This window comes from Nocardia brasiliensis IFM 10847 (genome assembly GCF_000710915.1).
Lineage (GTDB): Bacteria > Actinomycetota > Actinomycetes > Mycobacteriales > Mycobacteriaceae > Nocardia > Nocardia brasiliensis_A.
This window is the reverse complement of record NZ_BAUA01000152.1, coordinates 1-25,719: the sequence shown is the minus strand read 5'-3', so window position 1 is coordinate 25,719 and position 25,719 is coordinate 1. Positions and strand designations below refer to the sequence as shown.

The window sequence follows — 25,719 nt, the reverse complement described above, 5'->3', positions numbered from 1 at the left end:
CCTCATCACCGGCTCCGGCCGCCTGCCGGCCTGCACTCCACTATCCCGCCATTCCCGCGTGGCGTTAACCCTTTTCCAGCGTGTCGGCGGTTGCTGGAGTGTCGCGGGTCGGCGTGCGGGATCAGCGGAAGGTGGCGGCGTACCGGTCGACGTAGTGCCGGCCGGAGCGTGCGGCCATCTCCCGCATCAACTCGTCGGTCGCGGTACGCGCGGCGCGGTGCTGGTCGGCGGGCAGGTAGTAGCGCGGGGCGCCGAAGCTGATCCGCACCTTGCCGAAGCGGGGGAGCCGCGTGCCACGGGGGTTGACGCGATCGGTGCCGGAGAGCACGACCGGGATCACCGGCGCGCCGGTCGCCATCGCGACCCGCAGGGTGCCGGTGCGACCGCGGTAGACGCGCCCGTCCGGGGAGCGGGTGCCCTCGGGGTGGATCGCCCAGACGCCGCCGGATTCCAGGATCCGGGTCGCCGCGGCCAGCGCGTCGGCCGCGGCGCTGCCGCCGGTCCGGTTCACCGGCACCTGCCCGGAGACCGAGAAGAACCAGCGCTGGAAGCGCCCGCGCAGGCCGGTGCCGGTGAAGTACTCCTGCTTGGCCAGGAAGGTGGCGCGCCGCGGCAGCACGAGCGCCAGGTACAGCGAGTCGATCACCGCGAGATGGTTGGCCGCGATGATCACCGGCCCGGTGCGCGGAACCTGGTCCAGCCCTTCGATTTCGGGTCTGCCCAGCACCCGCAATACGGGGCCGAGCAAGACGTACTTGAAGAGCCAGTACCACACGGAGACCTCCTGGAAGACTTGGTAGACATTGTCTACCGCACGATAGTAGACAGTGTCTACGCCCGAAGTGAGGAGAATTGATGCGATCCGTAGACAATGTCTGCATGGTCGAGACTCAACCGCTGCGTGAACGCCTGGTCGACGCGGGTGTGGACCTGCTCGAAGAGGTGGGTGCGGCGCAATTGGGACTTCGGGCGATCACGCGGGCCGCCGGTGTCTCACATGGGGCACCGCGTCGGCATTTCCCGACTCACCGCGCACTGCTGGCGGCCGTCGCGGCCCGCGGCTTCGCCGATCTCATCGACCGCTTCGCGGCCGTGGACGTGGCCGCCGCGCCCCCGCGCGAGCGGCTGGCGCGGATGAGCGTGGCCTACGTCGAGTTCGCGGGCGAGCGGCCGGAGATGTTCACCCTGATGTTCCGGCACGACCTGCTCGAGGGCTCCGGGGAGAACCTGCGCGGCACCACGCTGCCGCTGTACGGGCGGTTCGCGGCGCTGGTCGGTGCGGCCGGGCCCGGTGCGGCCGATCCGGCGCAGCGAGCGATCGCGCTGTGGACCAACCTGCACGGGATCGCCGCGCTGCGGGCCAATCGCAGTCTGGCGCTGGTGGGTCCGACGGTCGACCTGCGCGCACTGGTCGACCGGGCGCTGGATCTGCACCTTTCCTGAACGACCTTGCGGCGCAAGCTCGCCGAGCTGCCGACTACAGTTCGGCGACCGCGGCGACGAACCGGTCCAGTTCCGCGAAGCCGACGAAGTAGTGCGGGGACGCGCGGACAACGGAGGTCAGTCCGCGCGCGGTCATGTCCAGCAGGGTGGAACCGGCGTGGCTCACCGTCACGGTGATGTCGCGCTCGGCGAGCCGGTCGCGCACGGCGATCGGCTCGTGACCGTCGACCGTGAACGACACCGTGCCGCTGTGCCGAATGCCGATGTCGCGCACCGTGACTCCGGGAATCTCCGGCAACGCCTTACGCAGATACGCAGAGCGTTCGGCGACGGCCGCGTACACGTTCTCGGGGCCGAGTTCGAGCAGATAGCGCACGGCGGCGCCGAGGCCGAGCCGCGCGGCGACATCGCACTCCCAGAACTCGAAACGGCTCGCGTCGGGTGCGAGCCGGTATTCGTCCGGGCCGGTCCACTGCGCGCTGTGCAGGTCGAGCCGCTGAGGTTCCAGGGTGGTGGCCAATTCCGGTCGGACATAAAGGAATCCGGTGCCGCGCGGGCCGCGCAGCCATTTGCGTCCGGTGGCCGAGAGCGCGTCCACGTCCCACGCGGTGACGTCGATCGGCAACTGTCCGGTCGACTGGCAGGCGTCCAGCAGCACCAGTGCACCCACCGAACGCGCGATCCGGGTGGCCTCGGCGACCGGGTTGACCAGACCGCCGTTGGTGGGCACGTGCAGCAGTGAGACCAGCCGCACCCGCTCGTCCACCAGCGCGGTCAGCGCGTCGAGATCGATCTGCCCGGTGTGGTCGCTGGAAATCGTCTCCACCGTCGCCCCGCTCGCGCGGGCGCGCTGCAACGCCGCGATGGCGTTGCTCGCGTAGTCGGCCTCCGAGATCAGGATGCGATCGCCCGGGGCCAGCGGGATCGAATAGAAGAAGTCGGCCCACGACCGAGATGCGCTGTCGCTCAACGCGATGCTGGTCGGCGCGGCGTTGATGAGCGCGCCGATCGCGGTTTTCACGTCCGCGAGATCGTCGAGCCGCTCGTTCGCCGCGCGGTAGCCACCGATCTCGGATTCGCGCCGGAGATGGGCGATGACGGTGTCCAGGACGACCCGCGGCGGCAGCGACGAGCCGGCACTGTCGAGGAAGACCTGCCCCGGTTCGGCGCCGGTGGCACAACCGGGTGTATCGGCTCGGACGCGATCGTGATCCAGCATGCCTGCGACAGTAGTTGGCGTGACCGGGTGGCCTGGTGGGCGCCGTATTCAGATTTCCGTCAGATTCTTGTCGGTGCCCCTCGCTACTCTGGAGAGATCGCAACGCGCGGGGCACGACACCACAACGTCGCGATAACAGCACAACGGCGGACACGAAACCACAGCGCTCGGATCCACACTGGAGGTTGGTATGGCGGTCACGCTGGAACACTCGGAGCTGGTCAGCCGCGTAAGCCACGATCCGGAGCTCGGTTCGCGAGCCGCCGCCGAGGCCTATATCGGCGGTGTCTGCTTCAAGCAGGGACCACCCACGCTGATCGGCGCCGAACTGGAATGGCTCACCGTGCAGGGTGAGTGTTCGACGTCAGGCCCCTCGGCCGCCCCGCGTCCGCAGCTGACTGCCCTTGCGGATGCCCTCGGACCCTACGCACCACGGTCCATCGCCCCCGATTCTCCGGCGCTAGCGTTGCCAGGGGGCAGCCGGGTCACCATCGAACCCGGTGGTCAGATCGAATTGTCCAGCGCACCGTTCGCTGATGCCGCGCAGCTGTGTCTTTCGCTCCGCGACGATGCCCGCCGATTGCGGGAACTCCTCGAATCCCGGTCCATCCGGACGGTTTCCGTTGCCGCCGACGCGGACCGCAGACCCAAGCGCCTACTCCAGCTGCCGCGCTATCGCGCCATGGAACAGACGTTCAGCGGGATCGGCCCCTACGGCAAACTCATGATGTGCAATACCGCGGCGACCCAGGTCGCGGTGGACGCCGGCGCCGATCGGGCGGAGATCGCCGCCCGCTGGACGGCACTGTATGCCGTCGGTCCGGCGCTGCTGGCCGCCTTCGCCTGCTCGCCCACGTTGCGCGGTGCGCCGCCGGGTGACTGGGCCTCGCAGCGCATGCGGGCCTGGCTGCGCCTGGACAACGGCAGGACCCGGCCCCCGCTGATGGATTGGGCCGATCCGATCCGCGGCTACAGCAGATGGGCGCTGGACGTGCCGCTGCTGTGCGTCCGAAGACCCGACGACGACGTGCCCCCCGCCGACGGCCACCGCACCGACACCGGCTGGCTGCCGCCGCCCGGCGCGACCTTCGCCGACTGGCTCTCCGGCGCCTTGGACGACGAGGTGGGCCGCAGACCCGGCCGCGACGATCTCGACTATCACCTCACCACGCTCTTCCCGCCGGTCCGCGCCTCCGGTTATCTGGAGATCCGCTACCTCGACGCGCAGCCCGGTGACGCCTGGGCCGTGCCGATCCACGTCGTCGACGCGCTGATGTCCGCCGAAACCGTGGTGGCGGCGGCGACCGCGGTCGCCGCGCCGCTGGCCGGACATTGGCTCGACGCGGCCCGATACGGTTTGGCCGATCCCGACATCCGAGCGGTGGCCGTCGAACTGCTCACTCTTGCCGCGGCCAACGCGCGCAGCGCCGAGGCCGCCCGGCTGATCGAACTCGCCGCGCGACGATGTCGCAGCGGCCGCCCACCCACCGCGGCGGACGCCGCGGTCAGCACAGAGGTAGGCGGTCGAGGAGCACCCCGGTGATCCGGACGTGTCCGCGACACGGCGGCCCGGTGGGCGGTCTGCCGCCGCCCGCCCCCACGCACCCGACTCCCGACCAGAGCGGGGCCCGCGGGGCCCCGCGCATGCGCGCGCCCGGCCGCACCGCTGCCTGCGCGCAGCCGCAAGGAACCAACCCCGGAGACCTACCGTGACCGTCCATTACCTGCCCTCCGCCGACAATTCCGGCACCGAACGACTACGCGATCGAATCGCCGAGGTGCTCGCCCGGGCCCGGCGCCGCACCCTCACCCTGACCGACTGCATCGACGAAGCCGAACTGGTGGCACAGCATTCGCGATTGATGAGCCCGCTGGTGTGGGACCTGGCGCACATCGGCAACCAGGAAGAACTGTGGCTGGTCCGCGATGTCGGCGGTCGGGACGCCGTCCGCGCCGATATCGACGAGCTCTACGACGCGTTCAAGCACGCCAGGGCGAACCGCCCCACACTGCCGCTGCTGGACCCGGCGCAGGCGCGCGACTACGTCGGCACCGTGCGTGACAAGGTGTGGGATGTGCTGGACCGCAGCGACTTACGCGGTTCGCCGCTGGTGGACGGCGGCTTCGCGTTCGGCATGATCGCCCAGCACGAGCAGCAGCACGACGAGACCATGCTGGCCACCCATCAGCTGCGCACCGGCGAGCCGGTGCTGCGGGCGCGTGCGGTGCCCACCGTCGCCGCCCCCGTCGGCGGTGAAGTCGTCGTGCCCGCAGGCGAATTCACCATGGGCACCGATACCGACCCGTGGGCGCTGGACAATGAGCGTCCCGCGCACCGGATTCGGCTGCCCGGCTTCGCGATCGATGCGGCCCCGGTGACCAACGAGCAGTACCTCGCCTTCCTCGACGACGGCGGTTACGACCGTCGCGAGCTGTGGTCGGAACGGGGCTGGGCCCATCGCCAGGAAGCGGAATTGACCGCGCCGCAGTTCTGGGAGCGTGATCCGGCCGGGCACTGGTGGCGGCGCGTGTTCGGCGTGATGACGCCGTTGCGACCGCATCAGCCGGTGGTGCACGTCTGCTGGTTCGAGGCCGAGGCCTACGCGAACTGGGCGGGCAAACGCCTGCCGACCGAGGCGGAATGGGAGAAGGCCGCCCGATACGACCCGGCCACCGGCGCGGAACGCCGATTCCCCTGGGGCGATACCGAACCCGACGAGCACACCGCGAATCTCGGTCAGCGCCACCTGGAACCGGCCGATGTCGGCGCCTATCCCGCGGGCGCGACGCCCGCCGGGGTGCACCAGCTGATCGGTGACGTGTGGGAATGGACGTCCTCGGGCTTCGACCCGTATCCGGGTTTCCGCGCGTTCCCCTACCGGGAGTACTCCGAGGTCTTCTTCGGCGGTGACTACCGGGTGCTGCGCGGCGGCTCGTTCGGCACCGATCCGGTGGCCTGCCGCAGCACCTTCCGTAATTGGGATCACCCGATCCGGCGGCAGATCTTCGCAGGCTTCCGGCTGGCCCGCGATCTGCGCGCCGAGGAAGGAGCGTGAGCGTGTCACGGCCTGCGGGCGGTGGTCGCTGATGTGCCGCCATCTCGGCTACCTCGGCCCGGTGGTCAGCGTCGGCGAAATGCTCACGCGCGGTAGCCATTCGCTGCGCACGCAGGCGTGGGCCCCGCGCGAGATGCGCGGTGGCGGTGCGATCAACGCCGACGGGTTCGGTGTCGCGTGGTGGCGGGCCGTCGAAAACGGGGCGCCGATCGTCAGCCGGTACCGCAATGCCGCGCCGATCTGGACCGACCCCGCCGTGGAAGAGGTGCTGCCGCAACTGCAATCGACCGCGGTGCTCGGCTCGATCCGGTCCGCGACGGTCGGCATGCCGATCGAGCGGGCGGCCTGCGCGCCGTTCACCTGGGACCGGTGGGCGTTCAGTCACAACGGCAAAGTGGCGGACTGGCGGCGCGCGCTCAGCGCGGTGTCCTCCGATCTGGACGTCGCTGCCACGCGGTTCGGCGCGACCCGGCTGTTCGAGACGATCCGCCTGCTCGACGCGGAAGCGCCCACCGACGCGGCGACACTCTGGGTGTTGTTGCAGCAGTTGCTCGCCGGGACACAGCCCGGTGGATTCGCCGAGACGCCGCAAGCAGCGCTCGGCCTGCTGGTGACCGCGGTGCGCAAGCACGTGCCGGACGCTCGGCTCAACCTGTTGCTCTCCGACGGCGAAACCCTATGGGCCAGTACGGTCTACCACTCCCTGTCCGCCTTGGTGACCGACACCGAGGCGGTGCTGTCCTCCGAACCGTACGACGACGACCCGCGGTGGCAGCCGATCCCCGACCACAGCCTGGTGACCGCGCGTCCGGGCCACCTGTCCATCACCCCCCTGCTCGACGGCACGAAAGGCCTTTCGCGATGACCGCACCGACGCTGGAGATCCACCTATCCGACGACGACCTCACCACCGCGTTGCGCACCGATGCCCGGCTCGGGCTCACCGCCGACCCGAAGTGGTTGCCGCCCAAGTGGTTCTACGACGCCCGCGGTAGTGAACTGTTCGAGCAGATCACCGAACTGCCGGAGTACTACCCCACGCGCACCGAACGCGCGCTGCTGGAGCGGGTGGTCGGCGAGATCGCCAGGGTGGCCCAGGCCGAGGTGCTGGTCGAACTGGGCGCGGGCTCGGCCGCCAAGACCCGGCTGCTGCTCACCGCGTTGACCACCGAGGGCCCGTTGAAGACGTATGTGCCACAGGATGTCTCGGCCGCGGCGTTGCGCGGCGCGGCCGACGAGATCGCGGCGGATTTCCCCGGCCTCGCCGTGCACGGCGTAGTCAGCGATTTCACCGATACGCTGCACAACCTGCCCGGCGGCGGCCGCCGGATGATCGCCTTCCTCGGCGGCACCATCGGTAACCTGATCCCGGCCGAGCGTGCCGAATTCCTCCGCAGCATCTACGAGGTGCTCGAACCGGGGGAGCAACTCCTGCTCGGCGCCGGTCTCGTCATCGATCCGGCCGTGCTGGTCCCGGCCTACGACGATGCGGCCGGTGTCACCGCCGCCTTCAATCGGAACGTGCTGCACGTGTTGAACTCCCGGCTCGATGCCGACTTCGCGCCGGAGAAGTTCGAGCACGTCGCGCTGTGGGATGCCGAACGGGAATGGATCGAAATGCGTTTGGCCGCCACCGAAGACATGACGGTCACGGTCCGCGACCTGGATCTCACCGTGCGTTTCGCCGCGGGCGAGCAACTGCGCACCGAGATCTCGGCGAAGTTCCGCATCGACGGGCTCACCGCGGAACTGGGCAGCGCCGGGTTCGCCACCGAACAGGTGTGGACCGACCCGGACGATCGTTTCGCGCTGTTCCTCGCGGCCCGCGAGTGATCAGGACAGCAACGGGGACCGGGTAGTCGCGCCGGACACCACCGCGCCGAGCCAGTCGACCAGGGGCCGCATCGTCTCCCAGGCGGTGCGGATCTCCTTGGCCGCGCGCGGCTTGTCCAGCCACGGTGGCGCGCCGAACTCGCGGTGGCAGATCAGGGCTTTGTGCCGGAGCAGGCCGATGCGCGGATGGTCGGCGTCGTAACCCTTCGGCTTCGTCTTGAGCTGCTCGCCGCCGATCGTGTAACCGGCCCTGACCAGCTTCGCCAGGATCTTCTCCAGCTCCGGGCCGCGGACCTCGTGATCGATGGTGCTGCGCAACTGGGCGACCTGTTCGGACGAGCCGCCATAGAAGCCGCCCGCGACGTACAGTCCCGCGGCGCCGATCTGCACGTACCAGCCGGTGCTCGGCGCCACGGACACGTACGCGCCCTGATGGTTCTTGTACGGGGTCTTGTCCTTCGCGAAGCGCACGTCCCGGTAGGGACGGAAGATCTTGGCCGCACCGAAAGCCGGCTCCAACTCGGTGGTCAGCGCCAGCATCGGCGCCTTCACCGACGTCTCGTACACCTCTTTGCGCGCATTCCAGAAGGCCTTGGAATTGTCGGCCTCCAGGTCCTCGTAGAAATCCAGGCCCGCCAAAGGGAACCCGCTGAATCCGCTCATGACCGCGCCTCGCTCATGCAGAGCAATTTACGTGGTCAGGTCTCCGTTGAAGAGCAGGAACCCCACCAGGAAGCCGATGACCATGCCGACGCCCGCCGCGATCGCCGCCCATTTGCCCAGCGGCTCACCCTTGGTGTGACCGATGATGCCGAGAATGATGCCGGCCGGTCCGAACAGGATGGGGCAGAACAACACCGAGATGACCGCGCAGACGAATCCGACGATGGAAAACACCTGCGACCCGGACCGCGGCGGCGGGGTGCCATAGGGCTGGTAGCCCTGCTGCGGGTAGTTGCCGTAACCGCCCGGCTGCGGCCCGCCGGATTGTGGGTAGTTGTAGATGCCGCCCTGCGGGTACTGCGGCGGGCCGCCCGTCGCGTCTTGCGGTGCTCCGCTGCCCGGGTACGCCGGATACGGCTGCTGCGGTGCGCTCCACTGCTGCTGCTCGTTCGGCGGTGGGCTCCACGATTGCCCGCCGGGCGGCGGGCCCCCGGCAGGCTGTTGCCCACCACCGGGCGGCGGTTGGTTGCCGCCCCAGGACTGTTGATCGGCTGGTGCCGATCCACCGGGTTGCCCGCCCAGCGGCCCGGCAGGCGCGTCGGTCGGCTGCCACCATTCACCGGGCTGCGATATCGGCGGGGTGTACGGTTGCGCCGAAGGTTCCGGCGTGCCAACATCTTTCGACAAACTCGGGGACGAAGCCCCGCTCGACGATTGCGCCGGATCGGCGTCCTTCGGGGTACGGCACTCGCCGCAGCCGGACCCGTCGCGTTCGACGCGGGCGCGTCGGGCGAGGCATCGGCTGGTTCCGGGGTGGCGCCGGTCGGTTTCGGATCGTGTGGCGTGCTCATCGCGCCCTCCTCGTAACTTCCGGTCGCCGCCTTTCGCGTGCCGTCGTGAACGCTTCGGCTACGCGCGGTCAGCGGGCGGGTGGTCCGAATACTCCGTTATGCGTACCACGACCGACCGACGGTCATCGCCGATTGCGCCGAGCGGTGCCCGCGCGTCGCGGGCCGCTCGGTCACGTACTCGCCGGTCAAAGGTCGGCGTCGTCGACGATTTCCACGGCCGCCACCTCGCCGGGCCGGTCGTCTTCAGCCGCGTCCGCGGCGCGTTGCCCGCGTGCGGTCCACTCCTGGCTCAGCTCCTCGCCGATCCCGAGCCTGCCGTCGTCATCGTTCTCGCGGTAACGAATCCGCAGGTCGTTCGGCGGATCCTCGATATTGCGCTCGTACTCGCGGATCTCGTCGGCCTGGTCGTCATCGCCCATATCGGTATCCAACGGTTCACGGTCCATACCAACCAGTATCCTCGCGGATCGGTTCGATCCGCCGAAGCCGACAAACAAAGGTGGCCCCGGGGGCATCCGCCGGGGCCACCTTTTCGACCTACTTGCGTACTGACTGATCTCGAGCCCACATGGGTAACTCGTCGGGCACGGGCCAACGAATCGACCACGTCACCGCCGGTCGCCGACGGTACCGATGCAGCGCCTGGATCTGGCCTGAATACGCGGAGAGGCGGTCAAGCGTTTCCGTTGAAAAGGCCGGTGACCGAGCCGTTTTCGAAGACCTCACGGATGGTGCGGGCCAGCAGCGGGGCGATGGACAGCACGGTCAGCTGCGGGAACTTCTTCTCTTCGGTGATCGGCAGCGTGTTGGTGACCACGACTTCCTTGGCACCGCAGGAGGCGAGGCGCTCTGCGGCCGGGTTGCTCAGCACGCCGTGCGTCGCGGCGATGACGACGTCACCGGCGCCCGCGTCCTTGAGCACCTTCACCGCGCCCGCGATGGTGCCACCGGTGTCGATCATGTCGTCGATCAGGATGCAGGTGCGGCCCTCGACCTCACCGACCACGCGGTTCGACTTCACCTGGTTCGGCACCAGCGGGTCGCGGGTCTTGTGGATGAACGCCAGCGGCGAGCCGCCGAGCGAGTCGGCCCACTTCTCCGCGACGCGGACACGGCCGGAGTCGGGCGAGACCACGGTGATGTTGTCGAGCGAGTAGTTCGTGCGCACGTACTCGGCGAGCTGCAGCTGCGCGTGCATGTGATCGACCGGGCCGTCGAAGAAGCCCTGGATCTGGTCGGTGTGCAGGTCGACGGTGATGATGCGGTCCGCGCCCGCGGTCTTGAGCAGGTCGGCGACCAGGCGAGCCGAGATCGGTTCGCGGCCGCGGTGCTTCTTGTCCTGGCGGGCGTACGGGTAGAACGGCAGCACCGCGGTGATCCGCTTGGCCGAACCGCGCTTGAGCGCGTCGATCATGATGAGCTGTTCCATCAACCACTGGTTGAGCGGCGCGGGGAAGCTCTGCAGCACGAACGCGTCGGAGCCGCGCACCGACTCCTCGAAGCGGACGAAGATCTCACCGTTGGCGAAGTCGCGGGCGGTCTGCGGGGTGACGTGGACGTCGAGTTCCTTGGCGACCTGCTCGGCCAGCTCAGGATGAGCGCGTCCCGAGAAGAGCATCAGGTTCTTCTGGTTGTCGATCCATGACGCGGTCACTGCTGTTTGCCATCCTTTTGCTCGATTGCCTGACCGGAATTGTCTGTGGCGGCGTTGGCTTCTGCCGCCGCGCGCGCCGCGGCCGTCCCGGGACGGTGCCGTTGCACCCAGCCCTCGATGTTCTTCTGCGGCCCGCCGGATATCGCGAGTGCGCCGGGCGGAACGCTTCTGCGCAGTACAGTACCCGCCGCCGTATACGCGCCGTCACCCACCGTTACCGGGGCGACGAACATCGTGTCACTTCCCGTTCGCACATGCGACCCGACCGTGGTGTGATGCTTGCTCACTCCGTCGTAGTTGACGAACACGCTGGACGCGCCGATGTTGCTGTGTTCCCCGATGGTGGCGTCCCCGACGTAGGTCAGATGCGGCACCTTCGAGTGCGCGCCGATCGAGGCGTTCTTGGTCTCCACGAAGGCGCCGAGCTTGCCCGCGTTGCCCACCACGGTGCCCGGGCGCAGGTAGCTGAACGGGCCGATGGCCGCACCGGGGCCGATCATCGCGCCCTCCCCGTGCGTGCGCACGACCCGGGCGCCGTCGCCCACCACCACGTCGGTGAGGGTGCTGTCCGGGCCGATCTCGGCGTCTTCGCCGATCACGGTGTCGCCGAGCAGTTGCACGCCGGGGCGCAGGATGGCGTCACGGCCGATCCGCACGTTCGCGTCCACCCAGGTCGAGTTGGGATCGACGATGGTGACGCCGGCGCGCATGTGCCGTTCGAGGATGTAGCGGTTGAGCGTGCTCGTCGCACCCGCCAGCTGGACCCGGTCGTTGACGCCGGTCACCTTGGCGGCGTCGACCAGGCGAGCGCCGTGCACCGGATGACCGGCCTCGCGGGCCAGCCGCAGCACGTCGGTCAGGTAGAGCTCGTGCTGGGCGTTCGCGGTGGACAACCGGCTGATCATGGTGCGCAGCACCGCCGCGTCGAAGGCGTAGACGCCGGAGTTGACCTCGGTGATCGCGGCCTGCTCCGGGGTGGCGTCGGCGTGTTCGACGATCTCGACGACCTGACCGTTGCTGTCGCGGACGATGCGGCCGTAGCCGTTCGGGTCGTCCGGCACGAAGGTCAGCACGGTGACCGCGGAACGCTCGGCGTAGCTGCGGTGCTCGTCGAGCAGCGCGGACAGGGTGTGCCCGTCCAGCAGCGGTACGTCGGCGGAGGTGACGAGCAGGTCGCCGGTGAAGCCGACGGGCAATGCGGCCAGCGCGCACTGCACCGCGTGCCCGGTGCCGAGCTGCTGCTCCTGGATGGCGGGGGTGATCTCGCGACCGAGATCGTCGGCGACCGCGGCCACCGCGGCGCCCACCTGTTCACGATCGTGGCCGACCACGGTGATCAGGTATGCGGGGTCGATCTCGTTCGCCGCATGCAGCGCGTGCGCGAGCATGCTCCGACCGGCCAGCGAATGCAGCACCTTGGGGGTCTTCGACCGCATTCGTGTCCCGGCACCGGCTGCGAGAACGACGACGGCGGTCTGCTGTGGCATGGATCTCCCTACGCTGCCTGTCATCGTGCTGGGCTCTGCTCATCGTGCTAGGGCGCTCATCGTGCTGGGATCTGCTGCGCTGGGCGCTGATGGGCGGGGCCAACGATAGTCATCGTGCTGCCGAGCTCCGCCGCCAGGACTCGAACCTGAACTATCTGAACCAAAATCAGAGGTGCTGCCATTACACCACGGCGGATTGTCACATCGGCGGATCGGGAAACACCCGCCGCTGTACCACGGCACGAGGAAGATCCTCGCATATTGTTCCGCATCTCGGCGAATGCCGAGTTCGACGCCGGACGCCGAGTCGGGCGAGGATCATCCGGCGCGGCCGGCGAGCTCTCCCGGATCGAGGTTACCCACCAGGCGCATTCAGCTCGAGTGTGCACGCGAAACGCGCAGTTGCGGGGGAGAGCGGGCGAAGCGGCGAGCTGTCTGGAACAGTTAGGTCAGGCGGAGTTCGGCAGCGAAGGGAGGCGGAGTGGCGATGTCGGGGAGCGAGACGCAGCGGGCGCCGCGTCCGCGGATGACAGGTACCCAGCGCAGGCAGCAGCTGATCGAGATCGGTCGCGCGCTGTTCGCCGAACGCGGTTACGACGCCACCTCGATCGAGGAGATCGCGCAGCGCGCGCAGGTCTCCAAACCCGTGGTGTACGAACACTTCGGCGGCAAAGAGGGGTTGTACGCCGTCGTGGTGGATCGTGAGATGTCCATGCTGCTGGACATGATCGTGTCCTCGCTCACCCAGAATCGGTCGCGGGTCCGTCTCGAACAGGTCGCGCTCGCGCTGCTGACCTACATCGAGGAACGCACCGACGGTTTCCGGATCCTGGTGCGCGATCAGCCCGCGGGCAATGCCGAGGGCCGCTACTCCAGCCTGCTCAACGAGGCGGTGAACCAGGTGGCGCACATCCTCGCCGGCGATTTCGAGCGCCGCGGCTTCGACACCAGCCTGGCCACGCTCTACGCCCAGGCGCTGGTCGGGCAGGTGGCCACCGCGGCCACCTGGTGGTTGGACGAGCGCAAACCCTCCAAAGAGGTTGTCGCCGTGCATTTGGTGAATCTGTGCTGGAACGGGCTGAGCCATCTGGAGGCCGACCCGCATCTCAGCTCGGAGTGGCGCACCGGTATCGAGGAGTGACTCACGGGGATGGCAGCAGGTGGAGCTTGCGGAGCCTGCGGGGTGGGTGAGCGCGGGTTGTTAACCAGCGAATTGCGAAGCGGGTCCGGTCGAATGCTCGAATTGACTGCCGAGGGCCCGGCTGGTGGTACGGTTCACCCATCCTTTGGGTGCTGTTCGGGCGGTAAGTCGGTCTACTTCGTGATGTCGGTCTACTTCAGGATGGCTGGTTTTTAGGATGACAGGCGGATCTGATGGCTAGGCAAGCGCGCGCGGAGATCACCCGCGACTCCGTTCTTGCGGGCGCTGCCGATGTCTTTCTGCGCTTGGGTTACGCGAACGCGAGTCTGAGCGAGATCATCGCGCAGTCCAATGTGACAAAGGGCGCCTTGTACTTTCACTTCGGCTCGAAGGAAGAGCTGGCGCGTGCGGTGGTCGACCAGGGCAACGAGCGGCTGGTCAGCTCGTGCCAGGGTTTCTTCGATCCCCGGGTGCCCGCGCTGGAGGCGTGCATCGGGATCACCTACGTGGTCGCGGATCTGTCGATGAACGATCCGATGGTCGGCGCGATGCTCAAGCTGACCCATCAGATCGGTGACTACCGCGGCGCCCAGGGCGACAACATCGCCAAGACGTGGGGCGACACCTACCGCGTCCTCTCCGAAAGAGCTATCGCCCAGGGCGATTTGCAGCCGGAGCTCGACGCCGAGGTGATCGGCATGCTGTTGCAGGAGATGACCGCGGGCGTGCACATCATCGCCGTCGGCACCGAGTCCATCGACCAGATGGCGACCCGCATGGAACGCGTCTGGTACTTCCTGCTTCCCTCGATCGTCCCGGCCGAAAAGCTCGCCTACTTCCGCGAGTTCGCCGCCAGGCGCCTGCGCCGCTACGTGCCCTAGACTTCGACGGCTTGCCCGCCAGGACGACTGATCTGGCGAGTGCATGGTAACTCACCGGGTACGGGCCGACTCGGCGGCCAACCACCCGCCGGCCGCCGACGTCGCGGTCGTAGCACCTGGGTCTGGCCTGAATTCGCGCAGAGGCGGGCAGCTAAACTTTGCCCTGGCCGCTCGAAACCGCAGCTTGAGCTCAGGAGTTGTTCATGTCGACCCATCGTCCACCGCTGGCCGGACTGGCGGCGGTCGCCGGTGCGGATGCCGCGTTGCAGACCGTCACCGAGCTGGTCGGCAAGTCGTCGGTCGAGTTGGTGGCCCCGTCTGCGGTACGCCCGTTCGTCGCCGCGACGATCGCGGCGAAACGGCCGCTGGTGGTGGTCACCGCGAACGGGCGCGAGGCCGATGATCTGACCGTGGAGCTGGCCGAGATGCTGGGCGATACGGTCGCGCAGTTCCCCTCCTGGGAAACCCTGCCGCACGAGCGGCTCTCGCCCGGCGCGGACACGGTCGGGCGCAGGCTCGAGGTGCTGCGCAGGTTGGCCCACCCCGACGACCCGATCTTCCCCGAGCCGCTGCGCGTGGTGGTGACCACCGTGCGCTCGCTGATGCAGCCGATGGCCGGCGGACTCGGCGATATCGAACCGGTCGTGCTGCGCGTCGGCGCCGAACTGGACTTCGACGAATTGCTCACGCGCCTGGTCGAATTCGCGTACAGCCGGGTCGACATGGTCGGCAAGCGCGGCGAGTTCGCGGTGCGCGGCGGCATCCTCGATCTCTTCCCGCCGACCGCGGATCATCCGGTGCGCGTGGAGTTCTGGGGCGACGAGATCACCGAGCTGCGCCCGTTCGCGGTCGCCGACCAGCGCTCGCTGAGCGAGGTGTCGGTCGAGGTCGTCGTCGCGCCGCCGTGTCGCGAGCTGCTGCTCACCGACGCGGTGCGCGCGCGGGCGGCCGAGGTCGCGGTCGCCAACGCGGCCGACGCCGCGCTGGTCGAGATGCTCGAGAAGCTGGCCCAGGGCGTCCCGGTGGACGGCATGGAGGCGTTGCTCCCGGTGCTGCAACCCGGCGAGCTGTGCTTGCTCACCGAGTTGCTGCCCGCGGGAACCCATGTCCTGCTGTGCGATCCGGAGAAGGTGCGCACCCGCGCCGCCGATCTGGTGCGGACCGGCGAGGAGTTCCTGGAAGCGTCGTGGACCGCGGCGTCGTTCGGGGCGGCCGCGCCGTTGGGCGCGCACGGCCTCGATCTGGCCGCCTCCGGTTACCGCCCGCTGTCCACCGTGCACGAGAGTGCCGATCAGCAGGGCCTGCCGTGGTGGACGCTCACCCCGCTCACCTCCGGCGACCCCGCCGAGGTGGTGCTGCCGGTGCTGGCCGGGCCCGCCGCGCGCGGCTCCGACGAACTCGTCGCGACCATCTTCGCCTCGTTGCGCGCGCACGTGTCCACCGGCGGCCGCGCGGTGGTCGTGGTGGCCGGACACGGTACGGCGCAACGCATTCTGGAACGCCTCGCCGACGCCGACGTGCCCGCCGCGGCGCTGGACCCCGGCGCCGAGCCCGCGCCCGGGCTGGTCGGTGTGCTGTGCGGTTCGTTGCACGACGGTTTGATCTTCGACGACGCCGGACTCGTCGTGGTGGCCGAGTCCGATCTCACCGGCAATCGGGTCACCGCGCCCGGCGAAGGCAAGCGGTTGCCCGCCAAGCGGCGCAACCAGGTCGACCCGCTGGCGTTGAACGCGGGCGACATGGTGGTGCACGACCAGCACGGCATCGGCCGGTTCGTCGAGATGATCGAGCGCACCGTCGGCGGCGCCCGGCGGGAGTACCTCGTCATCGAGTACGCGCCGGGCAAGCGCGGCCAGCCGGGCGACCGGCTGTTCGTGCCGATGGAGTCGCTCGATCAGCTCTCCCGCTATGTCGGCGGCGAGATGCCGAGCCTGTCCAAGCTGGGCGGCTCGGACTGGGCGAACACGAAACGCAAGGCGCGCAAGGCGGTTCGCGAGATCGCCGGTGAGCTGGTGCAGCTCTACGCGGCCCGCCAGGCCGCGCCGGGGCACGCCTTCGGGCCCGATACCCCGTGGCAGCAGGAGATGGAGGACGCGTTCGCGTTCACCGAGACCGTCGATCAGATGACCGCCATCGCCGAGGTCAAATCGGATATGGAGAAGCCGGTTCCGATGGACCGGGTGGTGTGCGGCGACGTCGGCTACGGCAAGACCGAGATCGCGGTGCGCGCCGCGTTCAAGGCGGTACAGGACGGCAAGCAGGTCGTCGTGCTGGTGCCGACAACGCTGCTGGCGCAACAACATCTGCAAACCTTCACCGAGCGTGTCGCGGGCTTCCCGATCACCGTGAAGGGCCTGTCCCGCTTCACCGACCCGGCCGATGCCCGCGCGGTGCTGGAGGGTATGGCCGACGGCAGCGTCGACATCGTGGTGGGTACGCACCGCCTGCTCCAGACCGGCGTGCGCTGGAAGGACCTCGGGCTGGTGGTGGTCGACGAGGAACAGCGGTTCGGCGTCGAGCACAAGGAGCACATCAAGGCCCTGCGCACCCACGTCGACGTGCTCACCATGTCCGCGACGCCGATTCCGCGCACCCTGGAGATGAGTCTGGCGGGCATCCGTGAGATGTCGACCATCCTCACCCCGCCCGAGGAACGGCACCCGGTGCTCACCTATGTCGGCGCGTACAACGACAAGCAGGTGACCGCCGCGATCCGGCGCGAGTTGCTGCGGGACGGCCAGGTCTTCTACGTGCACAACCGCGTGTCCTCGATCGACAAGGCGGCCAAGCGGATTCGGGATCTGGTGCCGGAGGCGCGGGTCGCGGTCGCGCACGGTCAGATGAACGAGGACGCGCTCGAATCCACCGTCGCCGGTTTCTGGGAGCGCGAATTCGACGTGCTCATCTGCACCACCATCATCGAGACCGGCCTGGACATCTCCAACGCCAACACCCTGATCGTGGAACGCGCCGACGCACTGGGCCTTTCGCAGCTGCATCAGCTGCGCGGCCGGGTCGGGCGCAGCCGGGAACGCGGCTACGCCTACTTCCTGTATCCGCCGGAGAAGCCGCTCACCGAAACCGCCTACGACCGGTTGGCCACCATCGCGCAGAATTCCGACCTCGGCGCGGGCATGGCGGTCGCGATGAAGGACCTCGAGATCCGGGGCGCGGGCAACGTGCTCGGCGCCGAGCAGTCGGGTCACGTCGCGGGCGTCGGCTTCGACCTGTACGTCCGCCTGGTCGGCGAGGCGGTCGAGGCATACCGGGCCGCGGCGGACGGCAAGCCGATCGTCACCGAGGAGCCGAAGGAAGTCCGGATCGACCTGCCCGTCGACGCGCACATTCCGCCGGACTACATCGCCAGCGACCGCCTGCGGCTCGAGGCGTACCGCAAACTCGCCTCGGCACAGGATGATTCGACCCTGGCCTCGGTCGTCGAGGAACTCGTCGACCGGTACGGCCCGCTGCCGGTGGAGGTCGGCCGCCTGGTCTCGGTGGCGAAGCTGCGGCTGCTGGCCCGCGAGTACGAGGTCACCGAAATCGCGGTCACCGGAACCACCTTGAAGATCTCGCCGCTGCATCTGCCCGATTCCAAGCAGATGCGCCTCAAGCGGATCTATCCGAGCGCCGGGTATCGCGCGGCGAGCGGGGTGATCTCGCTACCGCTGCCGCGGGTCGAGGACAGTGTCGGCGCCGACCGGGTGCGCGATGTCGTGCTGCTCCAGTACGTCGCAGACCTGCTGCTCGCCTTGGACGGAAAGGCCCAGGGCGCAGTCGATCTCACCACCGCCACCGAGGCATCGGCCGCCCGATGACCGACCGCGACGAGGCCGTGCTGCGGGCCGCGCGGCATGCCGCCGCCAGCAGGCCGCCCGGCATCGAGCCGGACGAGTCCCCGCGCGAGGACACCGCGGTGATCGCCGCGGGCTTGTCCGGCGCGGTCGAGGTGATGGATCGGCTCTGGCATTTCGGTGGTTGGGAGGTCACCCAGACCCACGATTCGCTGCGTCCGTACCTGCTCGAGGAGACCTACGAACTGCTCGACGCCATCCAGCACGGCGACGCCGAGACCATCAAGGAGGAGCTGGGCGACCTGCTGCTCCAGGTGCTGTTCCACTCCCGGATCGCCGAGGCCGCAGGCGAATTCACGGTCGACGACGTGGCCGCGGCGCTGGTCGCCAAGCTCGTCAATCGCAGCCCCTCGCTCCGTGAGCCCGAGTTCGCCGCCGACACCACGCTCGAAGAGAAGATCGCCGCCCAGGAATCGGCGTGGGAGGAACGCAAATCCGCGGAGAAGGCCCGGCGCTCCTGCCTCGACGGCATCGCGCTGGCCCAGCCCGCCCTCGCGCTCGCCGAAAAGGTGCGCGGTCGCAGCACCAGAGCCGGTCTGCCCGAAGATCTCGTCCCGGCCGAGCTCACCGTCGTGCATCTGGGCGGCCCCGACAGCGCCGAAGAGCGCCTGCGCAAAGCCACCCTCGACTTCGCCGCCGCCATCCGCGCCACCGAGGACGCCGCCGAACTCGCCCGCGACGAACGCGCTCCGCTCACGGCGGCCGACTGGCGCAAGTACTGGACCGGTTAGCGCCCGGCAGCCCGGAAAACAGGCCTCGCTGCCGGTGTAGCGGCCCCGGGGACTCTCCCGGGATCGGCGTAGCGTTGGCCCAGCGGGTCCCGCAGGAGGGCGGTGTGCCCGATGAACGGGAGGTCGACAGATGCTGAGTGTGTTCTCTTCACCCGGGCATTACGTGCAGGGACGCGACGCGACCGCCGCACTGGGGGCGGAGATGACGAGGCTGGGGCTCGACGGGCCGGTGCTGATCGTGGCGGGCGCCAGCGCGCGCCGGCTGCTGGCCGGCACCTGGGAGCAATCGCTGACGGACGCGAAAATCGCCTATTCCGTGCATGTTTCGAGCGGTGACTGCACCAGGGCGGAGATCACGCAGATCACCGCGGCGGTGCGCGAGAGCGGCTGCACCGTCGTGCTCGGGGCCGGCGGCGGCAAGGTGCTGGATTCGGCGCGGGCCGTGGCCGACGATCTGCGCCTGCCGATGATCAGCTGCCCCACCACCGCCTCCAGTGACGCGCCGTGCAGCGCGCTGTCGGTGATCTACACCGCCGCAGGCGAAGTCGAGACCTACCAGCTGGTGCGGCGCAATCCGGCATTGGTGCTGGTGGACACCTCGGTCATCGCGCAGGCGCCAGCGCGGCTGCTCGCCGCCGGCATGGGCGACGCACTCGCCACCTGGTTCGAGGCCCGGACCTGTACCGCGGCCCGGGTGCGCAACATGCGTGGCGGTGCCTCCACCCGCAGCGCCACCGCGCTGGCCGAGCTCTGCTACCAGACGCTGCTCGCCGATGGCCGCCAAGCCCTGGCGGCGGTGCGCGAGCATGCCGTCACGCCGGCGCTGGAACGGATCGTCGAGGCCAATACCTTGCTGTCCGGTCTGGGTTTCGAGTCCTCGGGGCTGGCCGCAGCCCACGCCGTGCACAACGGACTGACCGCCGCCCCGCAGACCCATGCGTACCTGCACGGTGAGAAGGTCGCCTTCGGCGTGCTCACCCAGTTGGTGCTGGAGGGCGCGCCGAGCGGCGAGATCGACACGGTGCTCGACTTCTGCGCCGAAGTCGGCCTGCCGACCACCCTGGCCGCGGTCGGTTTGGCCGACGCCCAGGTGAGCACGCTGTCCGCGATCGCGACGCGGGCCACGGCCCCTGGCGAGACGATGCACAACGAGCCGTTCGAGGTCGATGCCGCGATGGTCCTGGACGCCATGCGTGCCGCCGACGCGCTCGGCCGGCGATAACGCGGACCCCCGCGTCCGCGAATGGTTGGTAGGCGCTTGCGACGGGATTCGACACGAAATTCTCACCTTCCCGCAAGCATGTCGTCACCGTCCGGCGGGAAACCTGTCGGTAGGCCTTCGCTATTGTGGCGGTGGAATCCGAAGCCAATGGCGGGCAAACCGCCGGGGAGGACGTTCGGTCCGGTGCACATCAGCAGAGTCGCGGAGCACCCGCGACCCGATCATGTGTTGTTCCATTTCAGCGACACCCATTTGATCGCCGGCGACGGCGATTTGTACGGCGACGTCGACGCCGACGTGCGGTTACGCCAGTTGCTCGAGCAGGCCGCGGCCAGCCGGATCCGGCCGACCGCGATCGTGTTCACCGGCGACCTCACCGATCGCGGCGAGCCCGGCGCGTACGACAAGCTCAAGGCGCTGGTCGAACCGTTCGCGCGAAGTTTGCCCGCGCCCATCGTGTGGGTGACCGGCAACCACGACGACCGGGGCACGCTGCGCCGCAAGCTGCTGGGGGAACGACCTTCCACCGCTCCGCTGGATCGCGTGCACGTGATCGACGGCCTGCGCATCATCGCCCTGGACACCTCGGTGCCGGGGCACCACTACGGCGAGATCACCGACGATCAGCTGGTCTGGCTGCGTTCGGTGCTGGCCGAGCCCGCGCCGTTCGGCACCATCCTGGCGATGCACCACCCGCCCGTTCCGTGCGTGCTCGACCTCGCCGTCACCGTGGAGTTGCGCGACCAGCGCCGGCTGGCCGACGTGCTGGACGGCAGCGACGTACGCGCGATCCTGGCGGGTCACCTGCACTTCTCCACCAGCGCCACGTTCGCGGGCATCCCGGTCTCGGTGGCGTCCTCGACCTGCTACAGCCAGGATCTGGGCGTGGAGCAGGGCGGCCTGCGCGGTCGCGACGGCGCGCAGGCCTTCAACTACGTGCACATCTACCCGGACACCGTGGTGCACTCGGTGGTGCCGATCGACCGCGGCCCGACGGTGGGGTCACCGTCGAGCGCGGACGAGGCCAGGGCGACGCTCGCGGCGCAGGGCATCGTGATCCCGCCCGCCGCGCGCATTCCGCACGTCATGCGGCGCCGGGCGACGACTCCGGAATCGGATGACGAGACGGTGCGCTGAGCCGTTCCCACGGCGCGGGGTCCGGGAAGTACCGGTTCAGGAATTCCGAAACCGCACGCACCCGCTCGGCCTCGCTGATCTCGGGGAAGCTGCCGTCGTTGAGGCAGAAGAAGTCGACATCGCGTCGGCGTTCGATCCCGTCCAGCAGCGCGAGTCCCTGCTGGCTCGTGGTGTCGACGTAGCGCATCCGCGCCGTTTCCTGCGGCACCGCGCGCCCGGTGAGCAGCGCGTAGTAGTGGTAGAGCGAGTTGGTCACCGAGATATCGGTGGCGGCGCGGAACCGGCTGGCCCTGGTGCGCGCGAAATCCGCGCCGAACTCCGCCTCCATTTCCAGTAATACGCTGCGCCGCAACGGAACCGGTGTGTGTTCCAGGTGCCGGGTGATCACGTGGCCGAAGCGTGCCGCGAGCAGTTCCCGGTTCACCCGTGCGGCATTCTCGAAACCGCTGCGCCGCTCGTTGTTGCGGCCGGGCCCGATTCTGGTGTCCGCCTCGATGAATCGGCTCACCCCGCCCGCGGTGAAGAACATCGACGGCCGGACCGGACGCGCGAAGAACATATCGTCGTTGGAGTACAGGAAGTGCTCGCTGAGTCCCTCGATGTGCTGCAACTGGCATTCCACCGCATGGGAATTGAAGACGGGCAGTCCGCTCGTGTCCGAAAAGTGGTCCAGCGCACGGACGATCGTCACCTTCGGATGATCGCTCAGCCATTGCGGCACAGCGGAATCGGTGGCGATGAAGATCCGCCGGATCCACGGCGCGTTCTTGTATACCGACCGCAGTGCGTATTTCAGTTCATCGATCTGGCGGATGCGCGCGTCCGCGTCGTCGCCCTCACCGACGACGACCTGCGCGAGCAGGCCGGCGCGCCGGGCCCGGAACTCCGGGTCGGAGCCGTCGACCCAGGAGAACACCAGGTCGATGTCGAAATTCACGTCGTCCGCCTGCGCGGCGAACATGTCGACCAGAGTCGGCCAGGTGCGGTCGAACAGCAGCACCTGCGTCTGCTCGACGTCTGCGAGGTCGAAGACGGTGCGGGTCAACGCGTTCGGGCGCGGGCACTCGACCGTGTCCCCGTGGTAGTCCCACAGCTCCAGTTCGACGTGATGGGCCGGGTCGCCGTCGCGGCCGAGCCGGAAAACGTTGTGCTGCAACTCGGCACAGGTGAACCCGGCGGCCATCGCGGCCGCCGTCACCCGCCGCACCATCAGGTGGTGCGCCGCGTCCGCGGCCAGGATCAGCCGGTGCCCGCGGTCGCGGACCAGCAGGAACGGCACCTCGGCCGCCGCGAGTTCCGAGCGCAGGTAGCCCAGATCCTCGATCATCGCCTCGGATACGACGAGATTGCCCGCCATCGGCAGGGTCGCCATCTCGATCGCTCCGGAATTCACTGCCCCCATGTCCATCATCAGTTTTCTCCACTTCTTGCTGCACTGCCTGAGTTCGTCAGCTGGGCACCGCGCCGGAACCGAGCGGCGTCCCCGCCGAAATCGTGACTTCGGCTGGGGGAGTACCGCGCCCGGGCGCGGTCGCATTCAGAAGTGGGGGACCAGGCCGTAGCGCAGGGACGAATTGATCACGCGGTATGTAGACGAGCGGTAAACCATTTCGTTTTCACCTCACTCACGGCAGAACGCAAAGCGTTACAGATGGATGCGCTGGATCCGTGCCGCTGCGGTGAGAACGACCGAGCGTGCGCACGGGATACAGCACGCTGGGCCGGACAGTCATCGGCCGGCGAGAAAGATGTCCCAGACAACAATGGGAGCTGTACGAATGATGCATCCAAGGTGACATTTCGTCAATCGGGACATCCCGTCCCACCTGCTGCCGTTCCGCTGCCACTGACCGCCCGCGCTGCCGCGATGTTGCGGCACAGGTACCGATTTCGCGCCGACAGCGCGATTTCCGATGGCTGCCGGGGCGCGCTGACCGTGATCGTCGTCATGCCGGGCCGACTCGGGTGGCGAAGGGCTGGCGCCTGTAGCCGAGCTTAATTAGGATAGCCTCACCAACCTTGAAATCTGTGGGAAGGGAGCACGCCCGGTGCGCGTCGTCATTCTGTTCGGATCCGAGATGGGCACGGCCGAGGCCGTCGCGGACAGCGTCGCCGACGAGCTCTCGTCGTACGACGTATCCGTGTACGACATGGCCGAGTTCGCGGTCGAGGATCTGGACGCGCGCGATGCGCACATCATCGTGTGCTCCACCTACGGCGACGGTGATCTGCCGACGGGCGCGGAACCGTTCTTCGACCAGCTCGACGCGAGCGCGCCGGATCTGACCGGCCTGCGCTTCGCGGTGTTCGGCCTCGGTGACAGCGTCTACGGTGACACCTTCAACCGCGGCGGTGAGATCGCCGCGCAGCGGCTGATCGCGCGCGGCGCGACCCAGTTCGGTGCGCACGCGCGGCACGACGCGTCCACCGATATCCGGGCGAAAGAGATGGCGCGCGCATGGGCGTCCGGGTTAGCGATACCTACCCTCACCTCGGCCTGATAGTCCGCTGAGATCCTTCGGACATCGGGGGCAGCGCCAGCGAGCAAGTGGCCCAGCACTTTAGACTGGCTAGGCAAGCGCGGCACAGCCCGTCGCGCGTGACGATCCATGAGGTGACGAAGATGGCGGCCGGAGCGAGCCCTGTGCAACGTCAAGACCACTCGACCGATCACGCTGATCATCCCGAGTTGGACGTGCTACCCCAGTGGCCGAGAGAAACTATCGCCGTGCTGGTGACCACCGATCCGGCGCCGCACGCGATCCCCGTGTCCTGGCCGGTCCGCGCCGGCGACCGGCGAATTCTGATCAGCCTCAAGTTCGATCGCGGGTCGCTGGCCCGGCTGCGGGAACGCCCGCAGGTGGCGCTGCTGATCCTCGGCGGCGGTAATGTCGCGCTGTGTGCCAGAGGCACCGCGAAGGTGGTCGCGGAGCAGATGCCCGATGCCGCGGACTACGCGGCGGTGCGCATCGACGTCGACGCGATCGACGACCATCGGCAGTCGGCCTTCGAGGTCGACAAGGGCATCCAGCGCAACGTGCTCGATCCGAGCGAACTGCATGCCCTGGAAGGCCGGGTGTCCACGTTGCGCGCCTGGGCGGACAACCAGAACTGAACCGGCCCAACCGGTTCCGGGTATTCACAGTCGAGAACGAAGGCGGTTGAATGAGCGTCACACTGGCGAAGGGCGGCAACGTTTCGCTGTCCAAGCAGGCAGCCAACCTCAGCAAGGTAGCCGTGGGTCTGGGGTGGGATGTGCGCACCACCACCGGTGCGGACTACGACCTGGACGCGAGCGCGCTGGCCACCGGGCAGAATCTGAAGGTGCTGTCCGATCAGCACTTCGTGTTCTACAACAACCTGCGCTCGCCCGAGGGCTCGATCGAGCACACCGGCGACAACCTCACCGGCGAGGGTGAGGGCGACGACGAGGTGATCAACGTCGATCTGAGCGCGACCCCGCCGACCATCACCAATATCTTCTTCCCGGTGTCGATCCACGACGCCGACGCGCGCGGCCAGTCGTTCGGCCAGATCCGCAACGCGTTCATTCGCGTGGTGGACGCGGCGACCGGTATCGAGCTCGCGCGCTACGACCTGACCGAGGACGCCTCGACCGAGACCGCGATGGTCTTCGGCGAGCTGTATCGCCACGGCAACGAGTGGAAGTTCCGCGCCATCGGCCAGGGGTACGCCTCGGGCCTCGCGGGTATCGCCCGCGACTACGGCGTCAACATCTGAAGTCGCGCACTGCGCTCGGACCCGGTGCGCGCGGCGCGATCTGCCACGGGCACCGGATCCGAGCCGGGTCTCAGCTAGGGCTGCTGAGCCGTTCGGTGGCCTCCGGCACCACCTGACGACGGTCGCGCTCGCGCCCGTCGAGCAGTGCGAAATAGCGGCGCAGCATCAGGATCGCGGTGGTGGCCAGGCCCGCGGTGAGGCCCCACCAGACGCCTGCGGCGCCGAGCCCGGCCGGGTAGGCCAGCAGCAGTGCCACCGGCAGGCCCACGCCCCAGTAGCCGATCAGCGAGAGCCGGAAGCCCGCGTTGGTCTCCTTGAGTCCGCGCAGCAGCCCGGTGCCGATGTTCTGCGCCGCGTCGAAGAATTGCAGCACGATGCCGATCAGCAGCAGCGTGTGCGCGATCTGCACGGTGCCGGTGTCCTCGGAACTGAGGAAGGGCCGCAGCACGAAGTCGGGCGCGATCACGTAGACCGCTCCGGTGAGCACCGCGACGACCGCGACGTGCCGCAGCGCGAGCCAGGCCAGGGCGCGCGCGTGCGGGTACTCGTCCCGGGTCACGGCGTGACTGACCAGGATCGAGGCGCCATGCGAGACACCGATGGCGACCTGGAACACGATGTAGATGATCTGGTACACGACGTTGTGCGCGGCCAATGCCGCCGGTCCGATGCTGCCCATCACCAGGGCGAGCACGGAGAACATCCCCGCTTCCGAACCGTAGGTGAGCGCGATCGGCGTACCGAGCTTCAACTCGGCCAGCACGGTCGAGCGCCGCACCGGCCACGGCCGAAGTGGCAGCGTGGCA

The 25,719-nt window shown here is 68.6% G+C and carries 23 protein-coding genes and 1 tRNA gene; 14 read left to right on the top strand and 10 right to left on the bottom strand.

Annotated features, from left to right (window positions below; translation table 11 throughout):
* Window positions 1–121: 121 nt before the first annotated feature.
* On the bottom strand, window positions 122–775 hold the full coding sequence (locus tag NBRGI_RS29315) for a lysophospholipid acyltransferase family protein (RefSeq protein ID WP_029900432.1): 654 nt from the start codon (window positions 773–775) through the stop codon (window positions 122–124).
* 104 nt (window positions 776–879) lie between these two features.
* Here NBRGI_RS29315 and NBRGI_RS29310 point away from each other — a divergent pair, with 104 nt between their 5' ends.
* Complete coding sequence (locus NBRGI_RS29310; protein ID WP_029900431.1) at window positions 880–1,443, top strand: TetR/AcrR family transcriptional regulator; 564 nt, start codon at window positions 880–882, stop codon at window positions 1,441–1,443.
* Between the two features lie 34 nt (window positions 1,444–1,477).
* On the opposite strand, the gene NBRGI_RS29305 is transcribed toward NBRGI_RS29310, so the two are convergent.
* Window positions 1,478–2,662, bottom strand: coding sequence for an aminotransferase class V-fold PLP-dependent enzyme (locus NBRGI_RS29305; RefSeq protein WP_029900430.1), 1,185 nt, complete (start codon window positions 2,660–2,662; stop codon window positions 1,478–1,480).
* A gap of 190 nt (window positions 2,663–2,852) precedes the next feature.
* On the opposite strand from NBRGI_RS29305, the gene egtA reads away from it, so the two are divergent.
* From egtA to egtD, 4 genes are all read left to right on the top strand, one after another.
* Window positions 2,853–4,205 carry an ergothioneine biosynthesis glutamate--cysteine ligase EgtA gene (gene egtA, locus NBRGI_RS29300; RefSeq protein ID WP_029900429.1) on the top strand — a complete coding sequence of 451 codons (1,353 nt, stop codon included), beginning with the start codon at window positions 2,853–2,855 and terminating at the stop codon, window positions 4,203–4,205.
* Between the two features lie 166 nt (window positions 4,206–4,371).
* Window positions 4,372–5,718 carry an ergothioneine biosynthesis protein EgtB gene (gene egtB / locus NBRGI_RS29295; RefSeq protein ID WP_051728119.1) on the top strand — a complete coding sequence of 449 codons (1,347 nt, stop codon included), beginning with the start codon at window positions 4,372–4,374 and terminating at the stop codon, window positions 5,716–5,718.
* Window positions 5,719–5,749: 31 nt separating this feature from the next.
* Window positions 5,750–6,583 carry an ergothioneine biosynthesis protein EgtC gene (gene egtC, locus NBRGI_RS29290; RefSeq protein WP_029900427.1) on the top strand — a complete coding sequence of 278 codons (834 nt, stop codon included), beginning with the start codon at window positions 5,750–5,752 and terminating at the stop codon, window positions 6,581–6,583.
* The gene (egtD, locus tag NBRGI_RS29285) at window positions 6,580–7,551 is read left to right on the top strand and encodes an L-histidine N(alpha)-methyltransferase (protein WP_029900426.1); all 972 of its coding nucleotides are present in this window, start codon (window positions 6,580–6,582) and stop codon (window positions 7,549–7,551) included. The genes egtC and egtD overlap by 4 nt, the downstream gene beginning before the upstream one ends.
* Here the strand turns inward: egtD and NBRGI_RS29280 are convergent, their stop codons facing one another.
* From NBRGI_RS29280 to NBRGI_RS29245, 6 genes are all read right to left on the bottom strand, one after another.
* A complete protein-coding gene (locus NBRGI_RS29280) occupies window positions 7,552–8,214 on the bottom strand; it encodes a DUF2461 domain-containing protein (protein WP_029900425.1) in 663 nt (220 codons plus the stop codon). It lies immediately after the preceding gene.
* A gap of 27 nt (window positions 8,215–8,241) precedes the next feature.
* Window positions 8,242–8,901, bottom strand: a complete 660-nt coding sequence (locus NBRGI_RS29275; RefSeq protein ID WP_029900424.1) for a DUF4190 domain-containing protein — start codon at window positions 8,899–8,901, stop codon at window positions 8,242–8,244.
* Window positions 8,902–9,250: 349 nt separating this feature from the next.
* A complete protein-coding gene (locus NBRGI_RS29260; RefSeq protein WP_029900423.1) occupies window positions 9,251–9,511 on the bottom strand; it encodes a hypothetical protein in 261 nt (86 codons plus the stop codon).
* 227 nt (window positions 9,512–9,738) lie between these two features.
* Window positions 9,739–10,719, bottom strand: coding sequence for a ribose-phosphate diphosphokinase (locus tag NBRGI_RS29255; protein WP_014988190.1), 981 nt, complete (start codon window positions 10,717–10,719; stop codon window positions 9,739–9,741).
* A complete protein-coding gene (gene glmU / locus NBRGI_RS29250; RefSeq protein WP_029900422.1) occupies window positions 10,716–12,206 on the bottom strand; it encodes a bifunctional UDP-N-acetylglucosamine diphosphorylase/glucosamine-1-phosphate N-acetyltransferase GlmU in 1,491 nt (496 codons plus the stop codon). Before glmU ends, NBRGI_RS29255 begins: the two co-directional genes overlap by 4 nt.
* Window positions 12,207–12,331: 125 nt before the next feature.
* Window positions 12,332–12,402 (bottom strand) — tRNA-Gln (locus NBRGI_RS29245).
* Window positions 12,403–12,732: 330 nt separating this feature from the next.
* Between NBRGI_RS29245 and NBRGI_RS29240 the strand changes: the two genes are divergently transcribed.
* The 6 genes from NBRGI_RS29240 (at window position 12,733) to NBRGI_RS29215 (ending at window position 21,172) form a co-directional block, all read left to right on the top strand.
* Entirely contained in the window at window positions 12,733–13,347 is a 615-nt protein-coding gene (locus NBRGI_RS29240; protein WP_036561438.1) for a TetR/AcrR family transcriptional regulator, read from the top strand.
* A 233-nt stretch (window positions 13,348–13,580) separates the two neighbouring features.
* Window positions 13,581–14,228, top strand: coding sequence for a TetR/AcrR family transcriptional regulator (locus NBRGI_RS29235; RefSeq protein WP_014988187.1), 648 nt, complete (start codon window positions 13,581–13,583; stop codon window positions 14,226–14,228).
* A 203-nt stretch (window positions 14,229–14,431) separates the two neighbouring features.
* A complete protein-coding gene (gene mfd / locus NBRGI_RS29230; RefSeq protein ID WP_029900420.1) occupies window positions 14,432–18,046 on the top strand; it encodes a transcription-repair coupling factor in 3,615 nt (1,204 codons plus the stop codon).
* On the top strand, window positions 18,043–18,813 hold the full coding sequence (locus NBRGI_RS29225) for a MazG family protein (protein ID WP_029900419.1): 771 nt from the start codon (window positions 18,043–18,045) through the stop codon (window positions 18,811–18,813). Before mfd ends, NBRGI_RS29225 begins: the two co-directional genes overlap by 4 nt.
* 130 nt (window positions 18,814–18,943) lie before the next feature.
* Window positions 18,944–20,035 (top strand): glycerol dehydrogenase, encoded by a 1,092-nt coding sequence (locus tag NBRGI_RS29220; RefSeq protein ID WP_029900418.1) that lies wholly within the window; start codon window positions 18,944–18,946, stop codon window positions 20,033–20,035.
* A 183-nt stretch (window positions 20,036–20,218) separates the two neighbouring features.
* Window positions 20,219–21,172, top strand: a complete 954-nt coding sequence (locus NBRGI_RS29215; RefSeq protein WP_200882241.1) for a phosphodiesterase — start codon at window positions 20,219–20,221, stop codon at window positions 21,170–21,172.
* Here the strand turns inward: NBRGI_RS29215 and NBRGI_RS29210 are convergent.
* The gene (locus NBRGI_RS29210; protein WP_029900416.1) at window positions 21,120–22,583 is read right to left on the bottom strand and encodes a stealth family protein; all 1,464 of its coding nucleotides are present in this window, start codon (window positions 22,581–22,583) and stop codon (window positions 21,120–21,122) included. The genes NBRGI_RS29215 and NBRGI_RS29210 overlap by 53 nt on opposite strands.
* A 637-nt stretch (window positions 22,584–23,220) precedes the next feature.
* On the opposite strand from NBRGI_RS29210, the gene NBRGI_RS29205 reads away from it, so the two are divergent.
* From NBRGI_RS29205 to NBRGI_RS29195, 3 genes are all read left to right on the top strand, one after another.
* Window positions 23,221–23,673, top strand: coding sequence for a flavodoxin domain-containing protein (locus NBRGI_RS29205; RefSeq protein WP_029900415.1), 453 nt, complete (start codon window positions 23,221–23,223; stop codon window positions 23,671–23,673).
* Window positions 23,674–23,795: 122 nt separating this feature from the next.
* Entirely contained in the window at window positions 23,796–24,287 is a 492-nt protein-coding gene (locus tag NBRGI_RS29200; protein WP_029900414.1) for a pyridoxamine 5'-phosphate oxidase family protein, read from the top strand.
* Window positions 24,288–24,337: 50 nt separating this feature from the next.
* Window positions 24,338–24,913: a TerD family protein gene (locus NBRGI_RS29195; protein ID WP_014988179.1), complete on the top strand. Its 576-nt coding sequence runs from the start codon at window positions 24,338–24,340 to the stop codon at window positions 24,911–24,913.
* 70 nt (window positions 24,914–24,983) lie between these two features.
* Here NBRGI_RS29195 and NBRGI_RS29190 read toward each other — a convergent pair.
* Window positions 24,984–25,719 (bottom strand): MATE family efflux transporter (locus tag NBRGI_RS29190; RefSeq protein WP_036561401.1); only part of this gene is annotated, 736 nt, incomplete at its 5' end.